The organism is Asanoa siamensis (genome assembly GCF_016862555.1).
In the GTDB taxonomy this organism is placed as follows: domain Bacteria; phylum Actinomycetota; class Actinomycetes; order Mycobacteriales; family Micromonosporaceae; genus Asanoa; species Asanoa siamensis.
In genome coordinates this window covers 19,440-33,989 of the sequence record NZ_BONE01000015.1, presented here as the reverse complement: position 1 = coordinate 33,989, position 14,550 = coordinate 19,440, and the positions used below count along the sequence as shown (strand labels likewise).

The following is a 14,550-nucleotide window of genomic DNA, read 5'->3' as shown; positions in this document are numbered from 1 at the left end:
CCAAACCGGCGCCGGTCGCGGTCAGTCCTCGTCGTCTTCCTTGGCCATTTTGCGCTTCTGTTCGCGCGCCCGCTCGGCGGCCCACTTCTGCGGTTCGCCGCTGGCGAGCCCACCGAGGGTGGAAACCAGCAGCACAGCGCCCCAGGGACCGGCGACCCAGGCGGGCCAGAAATAGAGCCATTCGGCGGTCATCAGGCACAGCACGGCCCAGATCGCCACGACGATCGCGACGGTGGCGAAGTAGCCGTCCCAGGTGTGCGCGAGCCAACGGGCGGTGGCGTTCGGAAAGCGGCCGTCGGGGCCGGCGACGAGGCTGTCGTGACGCCTGGGGACCATGAGCTGCGAGCCGGCGGTAGGGGCGACGGTGTCCGGGAGGTCGTCGAGAATCCCGTCGAGATCACCGAAGGTCTTGGCCGCGTACGTCCTGCTCAGGCGCTCGTCGTACTCGGTGAGGTCCAGCCGCCCCAGTTCGAGGGCCGCCCGGAGCTGGTCCGCGACGTTCTGCCGCTCCGCGTCGCCCGCCCGCATCTGACGCCGGTCCATAGTTCGAGGATGCCACCGGGCGGCCGTGAACGTGCGGTCTCATGAATGTCTCCGCGAATTGCGCAAGGCCGTTTCGCCTGTGGTCCCAGCTACCCCTCCTGACCGAGGGTGTCCCGCAGGAAGGCGTGCTCCGCTCGCAGCAGATGCGCCGCGTCCATACCGTTGAGCAAGTGGCTGCTCGTGGGCAGCGCCAGCACCTGGTGCGGACGGTCGGCCGCCGCTCGGCCGCGGCGTGCAGGCCGGTGACCTGGTCCTCCAGCGCGGCCGCGCCGAAGTCGCCGTGCACCGTCTTCTCACAGCGGGGACCTCGGCCGGGCGTGCCCCGGCCGTCGATCACCACGACCGCGAAGCCCTGGTCGGCGAACCACTGCGCGGTGAGATAGGAGAACTGGGCGTCGACCACCCGCTGCATCGCGGGGCCGCCGTACGGGTCGAGCAGGACCGGCAGCCGTCTGTCGCCGGCGCGGTGGCCGCTCGGCAACAACACGGCGGTACGCAGGCGCGGGTCGCCGGCCTCGAACAGGTCGAACCGCGGTGTCACCGGCGCGGTCAGGGCGCGAGAGGTGATCACGCCTGTGCCGTCGACAGTGACCCGGGTCGCCTGCTCATTCGCGGACCGGCTGACCAGCACGGTGGTGCCACCGGCGCGCAGGCCGTCGTGTACGCCGCCCGGCCGGGTCAGGCAGCGCGCGCCGGTGTCCGCGGTCCAGAGCCAGACGTGCCGTTGCGTCGGCCGCCGTCGAGGTCGACGACATGCAGCGAGACGTCGGCGTTGGTGGTGCCGGCCCCCGGATAGCGCAGCGCCACGGGTGCGGCCAGCGGGTCGGCGAGGTTGGCGATGTGCCAGACCTGGACCTGGCTCTCGTCGACCCGGGCGACCGCGCCGCGGCGGCCGCCCGGCGACCACCACCAACCCCGGTCACGGTGCATCGACTCGCCCGCGACGTGTTCGGCCAGCCCGTAGGAAACCACCGGGCCGTCCGGCGCCGCCAATGTGCGGTGGCCGGTGCCGTCGACGCCGACGACGTGCAGCCCGCCCGCACGGACGTAGCCGACGAGCCGGCCGGACGGGTCCGGGCGGGGATCGACCACGCCGCCGCCGGTGTCCAGCGTCCGGACGGCGCCGCTGCCGGGTTCGACCACGACGAGCTCGCCGCCCAGGGCCAGGGCGACCACTGACTGCCCGCGGTCCGCGGCGAACGCGGTCACGCCCCGGCCGGTCTGCCGGGTCCGTTCCCGCCGGCGCTGTTCGGCGACCGGCAGGGCCGTCTCGTCGAGGCCGAGGTCGGCCGGGTCGAGCAGGAGCCGCTCGCGCGCGGTCGCGACGTCGTAGGCCCAGAGGCAGGCGACCGGGTCGTCACCGGCGCGGGAGCGGGTGAAGAGCACCTGGCGCCCGTCGCGGCGGATCGCGAACCGGTTGGGCACGCCGAGAGTGAAGCGGCGCGTCCGCGCCGACGACTCCGGGAAGTCCATGCCCCAACCTAGATCGGGTCGGGGCGTCGCTCCAGGGTCAGGAGGAGGTGGACGGTGACGGGGCGGTGGCGCGGGCCGAGAGGAGGTCGCCGAGGCGGGCCTGGCCGCCGTCCGGGGCCGTCAGTACCCAGGCGCCGTCGTCGAGCAGGGCGATCGAGTGCTCCACGTGCGCGGCGACCGAGCCGTCGCGGGAGACCACCGTCCAGCCGTCCTCGAGCTCGACCGTGCGTGGTGAGCCCATTGTGATCATCGGCTCGATAGCCAGGCAGAGGCCCGGGCTGAGCTTGATGCCGCGGCCTGGGCGGCCGTGGTTGAGCACGTGCGGGTCCTGGTGCATCTCGGTGCCGATGCCGTGCCCGCCGTAGCCGTCGACGATGCCGTAGCGGCCCCCGCCGGCGCGTACCCGTGTCTCCACCGCGTGGCTGATGTCGGTCAGACGCCCGCGGCCCGAGCGGACACCGCGGGCCGCGGCCGCGATGCCCGCCCACATCGACTCCTCGGCGACCTCCGCCATCCGGACGAGCGCCGGGTCGGTCTCGCCGACCGGCACGGTGATGGCCGCGTCGCCGTGCCAGCCGTCGAGGACGGCCCCGCAGTCGAGTGAGACGAGGTCGCCCTCGCGCAGCACCTGCTTCGGCGAGGGGATCGCGTGCACGATCTGCTCGTTGACCGACGAGCAGATCGACGCCGGATAGTCGTGGTAGCCCTTGAACGACGGCACGCCGCCCGCGTCGCGGATCACGCCCTCGGCGATCGCGTCGAGGTCGGCGGTGCTGACGCCCGGCGCGACCGCGGCCCGCATCGCGGCCAACGCGTTGGCCACGACGAGCCCGGCCCGCCGCATCAGGTCGATCTGCTCAGGGGTCTTCAGCTGAATGTTCAGCTGGTGTCGGCGCATCAATCGAGACTAACTGCTTTATCCGCCGTACGACCGCAGTGCGTCGATCGCCCGGACCGTGACGTCCTCGACGGGCCCGGTCGCGTCGATGCCGACCAGCTTGCCCTGTGCGCCGTAGTAGTCGACCAGCGGCGCGGTCTTCTCGGCGTATTCCACGAGGCGCTTGGCGATCGTCTCGGCCTTGTCGTCGTCGCGCTGGAACAGCTCCGAGCCGCAGCGGTCGCAGATGCCCTCGCGGGACGGCGCGTCGAACTCGACGTGCCAGATCTTGCCGCAGCCGCGGCAGGTCCGGCGGCCGGACAGCCGCCGGATCACCTCGTCGTCGTCGACCACGAGTTCCATCACGAGGTCGAGCGCCGTGCCCAGGTCGGCCAGCAGCTTGTCGAGCGCGGCCGCCTGGGGCGTCGTACGCGGGAAACCGTCGAGCAGGAAGCCCTCGCCGGCGTCGGGTTCGGCGAGCCGCTCCCGGACCATGTTGATGGTCACCTCGTCGGGCACCAGCTTGCCGGCGTCCATGTAGCGCTTGGCCTCCACGCCGAGCGGCGTGCCCTGGGAGACGTTCGCGCGGAAGATGTCCCCGGTCGAGATCTTGGGCACGGCGAGGTGCGCGGCGATGAATTCGGCCTGCGTCCCCTTTCCCGCACCCGGAGGACCTACGAGAACAAGTCGCACTAGCGCAGGAACCCTTCGTAGTTCCGCTGCATGAGCTGGCTCTCGATCTGCTTGACCGTCTCCAGGCCGACGCCAACCATGATCAGCACGGCCGTGCCGCCGAACGGGAAGTTCATGTACTGCTGACGGTCGAGCCAGATGAAGAAGAAGCTCGGCAGGATCGAGATGACACCCAGGTAGAGCGCGCCGGGAAGGGTGATCCGGCTCAGGATGTAGTCCAGGTATTCAGCGGTCGGCTTGCCCGGCCGGATGCCCGGCACGAACCCGCCGTACTTCTTCATGTTGTCGGCGACCTCGGTCGGGTTGAACGTGATCGACACGTAGAAGTAGGTGAAGAAGATGATCAGCAGGAAGTAGAGCGTGATGTAGATGTAGCTCGTCGGGTCGACCAGGTTGTTCTGGATCCACGACTGCCAGCCGTTGAGGTTGTTGCGGTCGTAGAACTGCAGCAGCAGGGCGGGCAGGTAGAGCAGCGACGACCCGAAGATGACGGGGATGACGCCGGCCTGGTTGACCTTCAGCGGTATGTAGGTGGACGTGCCGCCGTACATCCGCCGGCCGATCATGCGCTTCGCGTATTGCACCGGGATGCGGCGCTGGGCCTGCTCGATGAAGACCACGAAGAAGATGATCAGCAGGACGAGCGCGATCACCAGGAAGAACTTCCACCAGCCCTGGCTGATCTTGATCTGCCAGCCCTCGCTGGGGAGGCGGGCCATGATCGAGGTGAAGATCAGAACCGACATGCCGTTGCCGACGCCGCGGTCGGTGATGAGCTCGCCGAGCCACATGACCACGCCGGTGCCGGCGGTCATCGTGATCACGAGCGCCACCAGGGTGACCCAGGTCGGGATGCCCGTGCCGTCGGGCACGATCGGGAACTGGTCGCACATGTTGTTGAACAGCTGGCCCGAGCGGGCCAGGGCGACGAACGCCGACGCCTGGAGGACACCGAGGCCCAACGTCAGGTAGCGCGTATATTGCGTGATCTTCGCCTGGCCGGCCTGACCCTCCTTGCGGAGCTGCTCGAGCCGTGGGATCACGACCGTCAGCAGCTGCAGGATGATCGACGCTGTGATGTAGGGCATAATGCCCAGCGCGAAGACCGAAAGTGACAGCAATGCCCCACCTGAGAACAGGTTGAGCAGGTTGAAGACGCCACCCGCGTTGTTGGTCGCCATCAGGTCCATGCACTTCTGCACGTTCCCGTAGGAGACGCCCGGGCTGGGCAGCGTGGCACCCAGCCGGTAGATCGCGATGATCCCGACTGTGAACAAGAGTTTCTTGCGCAGGTCAGGCGTGCGGAACGCACTCAGAAATGCGGAGAGCAACGTCTTCCTCCTGCGCGAGCGGACCGCCGGGGTCGTGGCGGCCGGGGTGGCTGTCGGTAGTGGGCCGACACCCTGTCGGGAACGGACTCTAACTTATCTGGCGCGGATGACGACCGGCTGGCCGTACCCATCCATCAAAAACGATATCCGTCCGGATCGCTCCGGATCAACGCCGGAAGGGCGCGGCACCTGACGGTCTTTCGACCGCCCGCGCCGCGCCCCTGAGCGCTTTACAGCTCGGTGGTGGCCCCACCGGCGGCGGCGATCTTCTCCTTGGCCGACGCGCTGAACGCGTGCGCCGACACACGGAGAGATACGCCACCCAGGTCGCCGCTGCCGAGCACCTTGACCGGCTGGCCCTTGCGGACGGCGCCGGCGTCGACGAGCTCGGCCGGGCCGATCTCGCCGCCGTTGGGGAACAGCTCGGCCAGCTTGTCCAGGTTCACGACCTGGAAGACGACCTTGTTCTGGTTACGGAAGCCCTTCATCTTCGGCAGCCGCATGTGGAGGGGCATCTGCCCACCCTCGAACGCCGCCGAGATGTTCTTGCGGGCCTTGGAGCCCTTGGTGCCGCGACCGGCGGTCTTGCCCTTGGAGCCCTCACCGCGACCCACGCGGGTCTTGTCGGTCTTGGCGCCAGGAGCCGGACGCAGGTGGTGAACCTTGATGGTCATTACTCGACCTCCTCGACCTTCACGAGGTGGTTGACGGTGAAGATCATCCCGCGAATCTCGGGACGATCCTCCTTGACCACCACGTCGTTGATCCGCTTCAGGCCGAGCGACCGCAGGGACTCCCGCTGGTTGTGCTTCGACCCGATCTCGGACCGGACCTGGGTGACCTTCAGCCGCGCCATCAGACGCTCACCCCAGCCCGGCTCGCCAGCATCGCGGCCGGCGCGACGTCCTCGACCGGCAGGCCACGACGGGCGGCGACGGCCTCCGGCGACTCGAGCGCCTTGAGGGCCGCCACGGTCGCGTGGACGATGTTGATCGGGTTGGACGAGCCGAGGCTCTTGGAGAGCACGTCGTGGATGCCCGCGCACTCCAGCACGGCGCGGACCGGGCCACCGGCGATGACGCCCGTACCGGCCGAGGCCGGCTTGAGCAGCACCACGCCCGCGGCGTCCTCGCCCTGCACCGGGTGCGGGATCGACGCGGCGATCCGCGGCACCTTGAAGAAGTGCTTCTTGGCCTCCTCGACACCCTTGGCGATCGCCGCGGGCACCTCCTTGGCCTTGCCGTACCCGACGCCGACCGTGCCGTCGCCGTCGCCGACGATCACCAGGGCGGTGAAGCTGAAGCGACGACCACCCTTGACGACCTTGGCAACCCGGTTGATCGCGACGACGCGCTCGAGGTGCGGAGTCTTCTCGACGGGCGCGTTTCCGCGGCCGCCCTCACGGCGGTTGTCGCGGCGACCACCCTCGTTGCCACCGGACCCGCCGCCACGGCGCTGTTGACCTGGCATCAGCAGCCTTCCTTTCTCAGATGTGACGGGGTCAGAACTCGAGCCCGGCTTCGCGCGCGGCCGTGGCCAGCGCGGCGATGCGACCCGCGTACTTGCTGCCACCGCGGTCGAAGACGACCTTCGACACGCCGGCGGCCTTGGCCCGCTCGGCGAGGAGCGCGCCGACCTTGCCGGCCAGGGCGCTCTTGTCGCCGTCGGTGCCCCGGATCGAGGCATCCATGGTCGACGCCGAAGCCAGGGTGTGACCCTTGGCGTCGTCGACGATCTGGGCGTTGATGTGCCGCAGCGAGCGGGTGACGACCAGGCGCGGACGCTCGGCCGAACCCACCAGGTGCTTGCGGACGCGGAAGTGCCGACGCGCCCGGCCCACGGCCCGCTTCGCGGCGACGCCGCGACGGCGCTTGAGTAGCGTGGCGGTCACTTCTTACCTGCCTTTCCAGCCTTGCGGCGGATGACCTCGCCCTGGTAGCGGACGCCCTTGCCCTTGTAGGGCTCCGGCGGACGGATCTTCCGGATGTTGGCGGCCACCTCACCGACCTGCTGCTTGTCGATGCCGGCGATGTGGAACAGCGTCGGCCGCTCCACGGTGAAGGTGATGCCCTCCGGCGCCGGAACGACCACGGGGTGCGAGAACCCGAGCGCGAACTCGAGGTCCTTGCCCTTCGCGGTGACCCGGTAACCGGTGCCCGCGATCTCCAGGCTCTTGCGGTAACCGTCGGTCACCCCGACGACCATGTTCGCCACCAGCGTACGGGAGAGCCCGTGCAGCTCCTTGGCCTTGCGCTCGTCGTTCGGGCGCTTGACCACGAGCTCGTTCTCTTCGCGCTCGATGGTGATCGGCTCGGCCAGCGTGTGGCTGAGCTCACCCTTCGGGCCCTTCACCTTGACGGTCTGGCCGTTGATGGTGATGTCGACGCCGGTCGGCACCGGGATCGTCTTACGTCCAATTCGCGACATTTCTCAGATCTCCCCGGTTACCAGACGTAGGCGAGGACTTCCCCGCCAACGCTCCGCTTGCGGGCCTGCCGGTCGGTCAGCAGCCCCTGGGACGTCGAAATGATCGCCACGCCCAGACCGCCGAGCACCCGCGGGAGCCCATCCGACTTGGCGTAAACCCGCAGACCGGGCTTGGACACGCGCTTGATCCCGGCCAGGCTCCGCTCGCGGTTCTGGCCGTACTTCAGCTCGACGACCAGTCGCTTGCCGACGACGCCCTCGGCGGGCTCCTCGACCGCCCAGGTGGCGATGTAGCCCTCGCTCTTGAGGACCTCGGCGATGTTCGCCTTGATCTTCGAGTAGGGCATCGTCACCCGGTCGTGGTAGGCCTGGTTCGCGTTGCGCAGACGGGTGAGCATGTCTGCGATCGGGTCAGTCATCGTCATGAGTTCTCGTCAACCTTTCTCGCCGTGGTTCCCCGCCAAGGGCCTGCGGCGAAGCGGCATTTCGGGTGGTGGCTTACCACGAGGCCTTGGACACGCCGGGGAGCTCACCGCGGTGAGCCATCTCCCGGATGCAGACCCGGCAGAGACCGAACTTGCGGTAGACCGCCTTCGGACGCCCGCAGCGCTGGCAACGGGTGTACGCGCGGACCGCGAACTTCGGCTTCGCGGCAGCCTTGAGGATCAGCGCCTTCTTAGCCATGTGCTCAGTTCTCCTTGAACGGGAAGCCCAGGAGCTTGAGCAGCGCCCGGCCCTCGTCGTCAGTCGTCGCGGTCGTGACCACCGTGATGTCCATGCCCCGCACGCGGTCGATCCGGTCCTGGTCGATCTCGTGGAACACCGACTGCTCGGTCAGCCCGAACGTGTAGTTGCCGTTCCCGTCGAGCTTGCGGGCGTCGAGGCCGCGGAAGTCACGGATACGCGGGAGGGCGATCGAGAGCAGCCGGTCCAGGAACTCCCACATGCGGTCACCGCGCAGCGTCACCTTCGCGCCGATCGGCATGCCCTCGCGCAGCTTGAACTGCGCGATGGACTTGGTGGCCCGGCGGACCAGCGGCTTCTGGCCGGTGATCGTGGTCAGGTCACGGACGGCGCCGTCGATCAGCTTCGCGTCGCGGGCCGCCTCACCGACACCCATGTTGACGACGATCTTGACCAGGCCCGGGATCTGCATCGGGTTGGCGTAGTTGTACTGCTCCCGCAGCTGCCCCACGACCTCGTCGCGGTAGCGCTGCTTGAGGCGCGGCAGCGTCTTCTCGGCTGTGGTGGTCATCAGAGTTCCTTACCGGTGCTGCGTGCGATGCGCACCTTGACGCCGTTCTCGTCGACCCGGTAGCCGACGCGGGTCGGCTTGCCGTCGGAGTCGCACACCATCACGTTCGAGACGTGGATGGGGGCCTCCTGGGTGACGATGCCGCCGGTCTTCGCGCCGCGCTGGGTCGTCTGGATGCGCTCGTGCTTCTTGACCCGGTTGACGCCCTCGACAATGACCTTGTCCTGGCGCGGCATGGCCTGGATGACCTTGCCCTTGGCGCCCTTGTCCTTGCCGGCGATGACGACGACCGTGTCGCCCTTCTTCACCTTCATGGTCAGAGCACCTCCGGTGCCAACGAAATGATCTTCATGAAACGCTTGTCCCGCAGCTCACGGCCGACCGGGCCGAAGATACGGGTACCGCGCGGGTCGCCGCCATCCTTGATGATCACGGCGGCGTTCTCGTCGAAGCGGATGTACGAGCCGTCCGGGCGCCGCTTCTCCTTCGCGGTGCGAACGACGACCGCCTTGACGACGTCGCCCTTCTTCACACCGGCGCCGGGGATGGCGTCCTTGACCGTGGCGACGATCACGTCGCCGATGCCCGCGTAGCGCCGACCCGAGCCACCGAGCACCCGGATGCACAGGATCTCCCGCGCACCCGTGTTGTCGGCGACACGCAGTCGCGACTCTTGCTGAATCACGTCTATCTCCTCTGTCTGCCAGTCCTCCGGCGCTGCCGGAGCTTGGAAGAACCGGTCGGCTTGCTTACTTGGCCCGCTCGAGGATCTCCACGACGCGCCAGCGCTTCGTGGCGGACAGCGGCCGGGTCTCCATGATCATGACCCGGTCACCGATGCCACAGGAGTTCTGCTCGTCGTGGACCTTGAGCTTGCTCGTACGCCGCATGACCTTGCCGTAGAGCGGGTGCTTGACCCGGTCCTCGACCTCGACCACGACGGTCTTGTCCATCTTGTCGCTCACCACGAGACCCTCACGGGTCTTGCGGCGGGCCCGCTCGGGGGCGGTGGTGTTCTCAGTCATCACGCAGTCACCTCAGTCGGCGCGGCCGAGAGCCCCAGCTCGCGCTCACGCATGATCGTGTAGATCCGAGCGATCTCCCGACGGATGACCTGCAGCCGGCGGTTGTTGTCCAGCTGACCGGTGGCCGACTGCACGCGGAGGTTGAACAGCTCCGCCTTGGCGTCCCGGAGCAGCGAGATCAGCTCCTCTTCCGGGAGCTCACGCAGCTCGGAGGCCTTCGTGCCCGCTGCCATCAGGATTCACCCACTTCGCGCGTCACGATGCGGCACTTCATCGGGAGCTTGTGGATCGCGCGACGCATCGCCTCTCGCGCGATCTGCTCGTTCGGGAAGGACATCTCGAAGAGGACCCGACCCGGCTTGATGTTGGCGACCCACCACTCGGGCGAACCCTTACCGGAACCCATCCGGGTTTCGGCCGGCTTCTTGGTCAACGCCTGGTCCGGGAACACCGTGATCCAGACCTTGCCACCACGCTTGATGTGGCGGGTCATCGCGATACGAGCCGCCTCGATCTGCCGGTTGGTGAGGTACGCCGACTCGATCGCCTGGATTCCGAACTCGCCGAAGACCACCCGGTTGCCGCCCTTGGACGCGCCGTGGCGGTCCGGGTGGTGCGGCTTGCGGAAGCCCTTCGGGGGCTTACGCGGCATCAGCATGGTGGTCAGCCCTCCTGCTGTTCAGTCGCCGGCGCGGCCGGAGCCGTGCTGGCGGTGTCGTTCGTGGTGGGCTCCGCGGCGGCGGGAGCGGCACCGGACTGCTCGGCCTGGGCCTGCTGCTGCGCAGCGCGACCCGCCTCGGTGCCGCCGGCGGTCGTGCCGGACGAGCCGGACCGGCCGCGGCGCGGACGCTCGGGACGGTCACCGCGCTCGCGGCGCGGACGCGGGGCGCCGGCCTCGGCCGGAGCCTCCCGACCCGGAACGGCGTCGCCCTTGTAGATCCAGACCTTCACGCCGATGCGGCCGAACGTCGTGCGGGCCTCGAAGAACCCGTACTCGATGTTGGCGCGCAGCGTGTGCAGCGGGACCCGACCCTCACGGTAGAACTCCGTGCGGCTCATCTCGGCGCCGCCGAGGCGGCCGGAGACCTGCACCCGGATGCCCTTGACGACCGAGTTCTTCATCGCCGACTGCATGGCCTTGCGCATCGCCCGGCGGAAGCTGACCCGGCTCGACAGCTGCTCGGCCACGCCCTGCGCGACGAGCTGAGCGTCGGACTCGGGGCTCTTCACCTCGAGGATGTTGAGCTGCACCTGCTTGCCGGTGAGCTTCTCGAGCTCGCCGCGGATCCGGTCGGCCTCCGCACCCTTACGGCCGATGACGATGCCCGGCCGGGCGGTGTGGATGTCGACGCGGACCCGGTCGCGGGTGCGCTCGATGTCGACCTTGGAAATGCCCGCGCGCTCCAGGCCCTTGGACATCATGCGGCGGATCTTGACGTCCTCCGCGATGTAGTCCTTGTAGAGCTTGTCCGCGTACCAGCGGGACTTCCAGTCGGTCGAGATGCCGAGCCGGAACCCGTGCGGGTGAACCTTCTGACCCATTACTCGGTCCCTTCCTCGGCGGTCTCGTCCGCCTTCTCCGTCGCCTTGCTCTGCGTCGCCTTGGTGGCCTTGGTCGCCTTCTTGGCGGCCTTCTTGGCCGGCGCCGGCTGCTCAGCGGCGGTGGCCTCGGTCGTCTCCTCGGCTGCGGTGGCCTCGGTGACCTCCGTCGCCGGTGCGGCCTTGGCGGCCTTCTTCGCCGGCGCGGCCTTCTTGCCCGGGCGGGCGGCCGGAGCCACCGCCTCGACCGCCACGGTGATGTGGCAGGTGCGCTTGCGGATCCGGTACGCGCGGCCCTGGGCCCGCGGCCGGAACCGCTTCATGGTCGGCCCCTCGTCGACGAACGCCTCGCTGACGAGCAACGCGTCGGGGTCCAGCCGCTCGTTGTTCTCCGCGTTGGCGATCGCGCTGGCGAGCACCTTGTAGACCTGCTCGCTCGCCGACTGCGGAGCGAACTGGAGCACCGTGAGCGCCTCTTTCGCGGGCAGACCGCGGACGAGGTTGACCACTCGGCGCGCCTTGTTCGGCGAGATGCGCACGTGACGCGCAACCGCCCGCGCGCCCGGAAGCGCCGGAGCGTCGCCCTTGACTGGCATCGCTGTAACCCCTCTGATCCTCTATCTGCACCGCGTCAGCGGCGGCGGCTCTTCCGGTCGTCCTTCTCGTGACCCTTGAACGTACGGGTCAGCGCGAACTCGCCGAGCTTGTGCCCGACCATCGCCTCGGTGACGAACACCGGGACGTGCTTGCGGCCGTCGTGCACGGCGATCGTGTGGCCGAGCATCTCCGGGATGATCGTGGAACGGCGCGACCAGGTCTTGATGACGTTCTTGGAACCCTTGTCGTTCTGCGTCTCCACCTTCTTGATCAGGTGGTCGTCGACGAACGGGCCCTTCTTCAGGCTGCGTGGCATCTGCGGTTAACCCCGCTTCCGGTTGGCGTAACGACGGCGGACGATCAGCTTGTCGCTCGGCTGGCCCTTGCGGCGGGTGCGGCCCTCGGGCTTGCCCCACGGGTTGACCGGGTGACGACCACCGGACGTCTTGCCCTCACCACCACCGTGCGGGTGGTCGATCGGGTTCATCGCGACACCACGGACGGTCGGGCGCTTGCCCTTCCAGCGCATCCGGCCGGCCTTGCCCCAGTTGATGTTCGACTGGTCGGCGTTGCCGATCTCGCCGACGGTCGCGCGGCAGCGCACGTCGACCCGGCGGATCTCGCCCGAGGGCATCCGCAGCGTCGCGTACTGGCCCTCGCGGCCGAGCAGCTGGATGCCCACGCCGGCCGAGCGGGCCAGCTTGGCACCACCGCCGGGACGCAGCTCCACGCCGTGCACCTGGGTGCCGACGGGGATGTTGCGCAGCGGCAGGTTGTTGCCGGGCTTGATGTCGGCACCGGGGCCGGACTCCACGGCGTCGCCCTGCTTCAGGTCCTTCGGCGCGATGATGTAACGCTTCTCGCCGTCGGCGTAGTGCAGCAGCGCGATGCGCGCGGTGCGGTTCGGGTCGTACTCGATGTGCGCGACCTTGGCCGGCACACCGTCCTTGTCGACCCGCTTGAAGTCGATGATCCGGTACTGCCGCTTGTGGCCGCCGCCCTGGTGCCGGGTGGTGATCCGGCCGTGAGCGTTGCGCCCGCCCTTCTTCGGCAGCGGGGCCAGCAGCGACTTCTCCGGCGTCGACCGGGTGATCTCAGCGAAGTCGGCAACGCTGGAGCCACGGCGGCCCGGCGTCGTCGGCTTGTACTTACGGATAGCCATTGTCTATACCCCTCAGCTGACCGGGCCGCCGAAGGCCTCGATACGGTCGCCCTCGGCCAGCTTCACCATCGCGCGCTTGGTGTCCTTGCGCTTGCCCCAGCCGGAACGGGTGCGCTTGCGCTTGCCCTCCCGGTTGAGGGTGTTGACGGTCAGCACGCGGACGTTGAAGATCTGCTGAATCGCGATCTTGATCTGCGTCTTGTTGGCGCCGGTGGCCACCTCGAACGTGTACCAGTTGCGGTTCAGCTCGCTGTAGCTCTTCTCCGAGACGATCGGCGCGACGATGATGTCGCGCGGATCCGCGATGGTCGCCATCAGTTCTCCTCCCGAGCGGCCTGCGCCGGCACACCCAGGAACTCGTCCAGGGCGTCCTTCGTGAAGACCACGTCGTCGGCGACCAGCACGTCGTACGTGTTGAGCTGGCCGGCCTCGATCAGGTGCACCCGCGGCTCGTTGCGCAGCGAGAGCCAGTTGTTCTCGTCGGTCTCGGAGAGCACCACGAGCACCCGCTTGGCCGTCGTCACCTTGGCCAGCGTGGTCAGAGCCGCCTTCGTCGACCGGGTGTCGGCGCCGACGAAGCTCTCGACCACGTGCAGGCGACCCTCGCGGGCCCGGTCGGAGAGGGCGCCACGCAGGGCGGCGGCCTTCATCTTCTTGGGCGTCCGCTGGCTGTAGTCACGCGGGACCGGGCCGTGCACCACGCCACCGCCGGTGAACTGCGGTGCGCGCAGCGAGCCCTGCCGGGCGCGGCCGGTGCCCTTCTGCTTGTAGGGCTTCTTGCCGCCACCGCGGACCTCGCCCCGGGTCTTGACCTTGTGCGTGCCCTGACGGGCCGCGGCCAGCTGGGCCACCACGACCTGGTGCATCAGCGGGATGTTGGACTGCACGTCGAAGATGTCGGCGGGCAGCTCGACCGAGCCGCTCTTGCCACCGTCGACGGTGATCACGTCGACCGAGGTCACTTCGCACCACCCTTCGTGGCCAGAACCTTCGCCGCGGAGCGGACCAGGATCAGCGCGCCCTTGGGGCCGGGGATGGCGCCCTTGACGAGCAGCAGGTTGTTCTCGGTGTCGACCGCCTGGACCGTCAGGTTCTGCACGGTAAAGCGGCGACCGCCCATGCGACCGGCCATCCGGACGCCCTTGAAGACGCGACCGGGGGTCGCGCAGGCGCCGATCGAGCCGGGCGAGCGGTGCTTGCGCTCGACACCGTGGCTGGCGCGCAGGCCGTGGAAGCCGTGGCGCTTCATGACGCCGGCGAAGCCCTTGCCCTTGGTCCGGCCGGTCACGTCGATCGTCGCGCCGGGCGCGAAGCTGTCGACGGTGACTTCCTGGCCGAGCTCGTAGTCGCTCGCGTCGGTCGTGCGCAGCTCGACGATGTGCCGCCGCGGCGCCACACCGGCCTTCGCGTAGTGACCGGCCTTCGGCTTGTTGGCCTTACGCGGGTCGATCGCGCCGTAGGCGAGCTGCACGGCCGAGTAGCCGTCCTTGTCACCGGTGCGGACCTGGGTCACGACGCAGGGGCCGGCCTGGACCACGGTGACCGGGACGACACGGTTGTTGTCCCAGACCTGGGTCATGCCGAGCTTGGCGCCCAGGATGCCCTTCACTTGCCTGTCCATGAGTTCG

At 68.9% G+C, this 14,550-nt stretch carries 25 protein-coding genes and 1 pseudogene; all 26 read right to left on the bottom strand.

The window, feature by feature from the left end; genetic code table 11:
* Positions 1-21: 21 nt before the first annotated feature.
* The 26 genes and pseudogenes from Asi02nite_RS12070 to rplC all read right to left on the bottom strand — a co-directional run bounded on the left by Asi02nite_RS12070 (position 22) and on the right by rplC (position 14,543).
* The gene (locus Asi02nite_RS12070; RefSeq protein ID WP_373312237.1) at positions 22-468 is read right to left on the bottom strand and encodes a DUF1707 SHOCT-like domain-containing protein; all 447 of its coding nucleotides are present in this window, start codon (positions 466-468) and stop codon (positions 22-24) included.
* On the bottom strand, positions 398-1,084 hold the full coding sequence (locus tag Asi02nite_RS42730; protein WP_373312236.1) for an alpha/beta hydrolase family protein: 687 nt from the start codon (positions 1,082-1,084) through the stop codon (positions 398-400). The genes Asi02nite_RS12070 and Asi02nite_RS42730 overlap by 71 nt, the downstream gene beginning before the upstream one ends.
* A gap of 137 nt (positions 1,085-1,221) precedes the next feature.
* Entirely contained in the window at positions 1,222-2,016 is a 795-nt protein-coding gene (locus Asi02nite_RS12065) for a DPP IV N-terminal domain-containing protein (protein WP_203712571.1), read from the bottom strand.
* A 37-nt stretch (positions 2,017-2,053) separates the two neighbouring features.
* Positions 2,054-2,914 carry a type I methionyl aminopeptidase gene (gene map / locus Asi02nite_RS12060; RefSeq protein ID WP_203712569.1) on the bottom strand — a complete coding sequence of 287 codons (861 nt, stop codon included), beginning with the start codon at positions 2,912-2,914 and terminating at the stop codon, positions 2,054-2,056.
* Positions 2,915-2,932: 18 nt separating this feature from the next.
* Positions 2,933-3,586, bottom strand: coding sequence for an adenylate kinase (locus tag Asi02nite_RS12055; RefSeq protein ID WP_203712568.1), 654 nt, complete (start codon positions 3,584-3,586; stop codon positions 2,933-2,935).
* Positions 3,586-4,917: a preprotein translocase subunit SecY gene (secY, locus tag Asi02nite_RS12050; protein WP_203712566.1), complete on the bottom strand. Its 1,332-nt coding sequence runs from the start codon at positions 4,915-4,917 to the stop codon at positions 3,586-3,588. The genes Asi02nite_RS12055 and secY overlap by 1 nt, the downstream gene beginning before the upstream one ends.
* A 230-nt stretch (positions 4,918-5,147) precedes the next feature.
* Complete coding sequence (gene rplO / locus Asi02nite_RS12045; RefSeq protein WP_203712564.1) at positions 5,148-5,591, bottom strand: 50S ribosomal protein L15; 444 nt, start codon at positions 5,589-5,591, stop codon at positions 5,148-5,150.
* Positions 5,591-5,773, bottom strand: coding sequence for a 50S ribosomal protein L30 (gene rpmD, locus Asi02nite_RS12040; protein WP_203700040.1), 183 nt, complete (start codon positions 5,771-5,773; stop codon positions 5,591-5,593). The genes rplO and rpmD overlap by 1 nt, the downstream gene beginning before the upstream one ends.
* The gene (rpsE, locus tag Asi02nite_RS12035) at positions 5,773-6,387 is read right to left on the bottom strand and encodes a 30S ribosomal protein S5 (protein ID WP_203712562.1); all 615 of its coding nucleotides are present in this window, start codon (positions 6,385-6,387) and stop codon (positions 5,773-5,775) included. Before rpsE ends, rpmD begins: the two co-directional genes overlap by 1 nt.
* Before the next feature lie 31 nt (positions 6,388-6,418).
* Positions 6,419-6,808 carry a 50S ribosomal protein L18 gene (gene rplR / locus Asi02nite_RS12030; protein WP_203712560.1) on the bottom strand — a complete coding sequence of 130 codons (390 nt, stop codon included), beginning with the start codon at positions 6,806-6,808 and terminating at the stop codon, positions 6,419-6,421.
* The gene (rplF, locus tag Asi02nite_RS12025; protein WP_203712558.1) at positions 6,805-7,344 is read right to left on the bottom strand and encodes a 50S ribosomal protein L6; all 540 of its coding nucleotides are present in this window, start codon (positions 7,342-7,344) and stop codon (positions 6,805-6,807) included. The genes rplR and rplF overlap by 4 nt, the downstream gene beginning before the upstream one ends.
* A 17-nt stretch (positions 7,345-7,361) precedes the next feature.
* Positions 7,362-7,769 carry a 30S ribosomal protein S8 gene (gene rpsH, locus Asi02nite_RS12020; RefSeq protein ID WP_203712557.1) on the bottom strand — a complete coding sequence of 136 codons (408 nt, stop codon included), beginning with the start codon at positions 7,767-7,769 and terminating at the stop codon, positions 7,362-7,364.
* 73 nt (positions 7,770-7,842) lie between these two features.
* The gene (locus Asi02nite_RS12015) at positions 7,843-8,028 is read right to left on the bottom strand and encodes a type Z 30S ribosomal protein S14 (protein WP_033342853.1); all 186 of its coding nucleotides are present in this window, start codon (positions 8,026-8,028) and stop codon (positions 7,843-7,845) included.
* Between the two features lie 4 nt (positions 8,029-8,032).
* Positions 8,033-8,599 (bottom strand): 50S ribosomal protein L5, encoded by a 567-nt coding sequence (gene rplE, locus Asi02nite_RS12010; protein ID WP_203712555.1) that lies wholly within the window; start codon positions 8,597-8,599, stop codon positions 8,033-8,035.
* Positions 8,599-8,919 carry a 50S ribosomal protein L24 gene (rplX, locus tag Asi02nite_RS12005; protein WP_203712610.1) on the bottom strand — a complete coding sequence of 107 codons (321 nt, stop codon included), beginning with the start codon at positions 8,917-8,919 and terminating at the stop codon, positions 8,599-8,601. The genes rplE and rplX overlap by 1 nt, the downstream gene beginning before the upstream one ends.
* Positions 8,916-9,284 (bottom strand): 50S ribosomal protein L14, encoded by a 369-nt coding sequence (gene rplN, locus Asi02nite_RS12000; protein WP_089244879.1) that lies wholly within the window; start codon positions 9,282-9,284, stop codon positions 8,916-8,918. The genes rplX and rplN overlap by 4 nt, the downstream gene beginning before the upstream one ends.
* 64 nt (positions 9,285-9,348) lie before the next feature.
* The gene (rpsQ, locus tag Asi02nite_RS11995) at positions 9,349-9,624 is read right to left on the bottom strand and encodes a 30S ribosomal protein S17 (protein ID WP_203712553.1); all 276 of its coding nucleotides are present in this window, start codon (positions 9,622-9,624) and stop codon (positions 9,349-9,351) included.
* Positions 9,624-9,857, bottom strand: a complete 234-nt coding sequence (rpmC, locus tag Asi02nite_RS11990; RefSeq protein ID WP_203712551.1) for a 50S ribosomal protein L29 — start codon at positions 9,855-9,857, stop codon at positions 9,624-9,626. The genes rpsQ and rpmC overlap by 1 nt, the downstream gene beginning before the upstream one ends.
* Positions 9,857-10,282, bottom strand: a complete 426-nt coding sequence (gene rplP, locus Asi02nite_RS11985; protein WP_089244873.1) for a 50S ribosomal protein L16 — start codon at positions 10,280-10,282, stop codon at positions 9,857-9,859. The genes rpmC and rplP overlap by 1 nt, the downstream gene beginning before the upstream one ends.
* Positions 10,283-10,287: 5 nt before the next feature.
* Entirely contained in the window at positions 10,288-11,166 is an 879-nt protein-coding gene (gene rpsC, locus Asi02nite_RS11980) for a 30S ribosomal protein S3 (protein ID WP_203712549.1), read from the bottom strand.
* Between the two features lie 176 nt (positions 11,167-11,342).
* A pseudogene (gene rplV, locus Asi02nite_RS11975) lies at positions 11,343-11,759 on the bottom strand (50S ribosomal protein L22); the annotation flags it as partial.
* Between the two features lie 35 nt (positions 11,760-11,794).
* On the bottom strand, positions 11,795-12,076 hold the full coding sequence (rpsS, locus tag Asi02nite_RS11970) for a 30S ribosomal protein S19 (protein ID WP_046567212.1): 282 nt from the start codon (positions 12,074-12,076) through the stop codon (positions 11,795-11,797).
* Between the two features lie 6 nt (positions 12,077-12,082).
* A complete protein-coding gene (gene rplB, locus Asi02nite_RS11965) occupies positions 12,083-12,922 on the bottom strand; it encodes a 50S ribosomal protein L2 (RefSeq protein ID WP_203700029.1) in 840 nt (279 codons plus the stop codon).
* 12 nt (positions 12,923-12,934) lie between these two features.
* Positions 12,935-13,237: a 50S ribosomal protein L23 gene (rplW, locus tag Asi02nite_RS11960; RefSeq protein ID WP_203700028.1), complete on the bottom strand. Its 303-nt coding sequence runs from the start codon at positions 13,235-13,237 to the stop codon at positions 12,935-12,937.
* A complete protein-coding gene (gene rplD, locus Asi02nite_RS11955; RefSeq protein WP_203712545.1) occupies positions 13,237-13,884 on the bottom strand; it encodes a 50S ribosomal protein L4 in 648 nt (215 codons plus the stop codon). The genes rplW and rplD overlap by 1 nt, the downstream gene beginning before the upstream one ends.
* Positions 13,881-14,543 carry a 50S ribosomal protein L3 gene (gene rplC, locus Asi02nite_RS11950; RefSeq protein WP_203712544.1) on the bottom strand — a complete coding sequence of 221 codons (663 nt, stop codon included), beginning with the start codon at positions 14,541-14,543 and terminating at the stop codon, positions 13,881-13,883. The genes rplD and rplC overlap by 4 nt, the downstream gene beginning before the upstream one ends.
* Between the last annotated feature and the right edge of the window lie 7 nt (positions 14,544-14,550).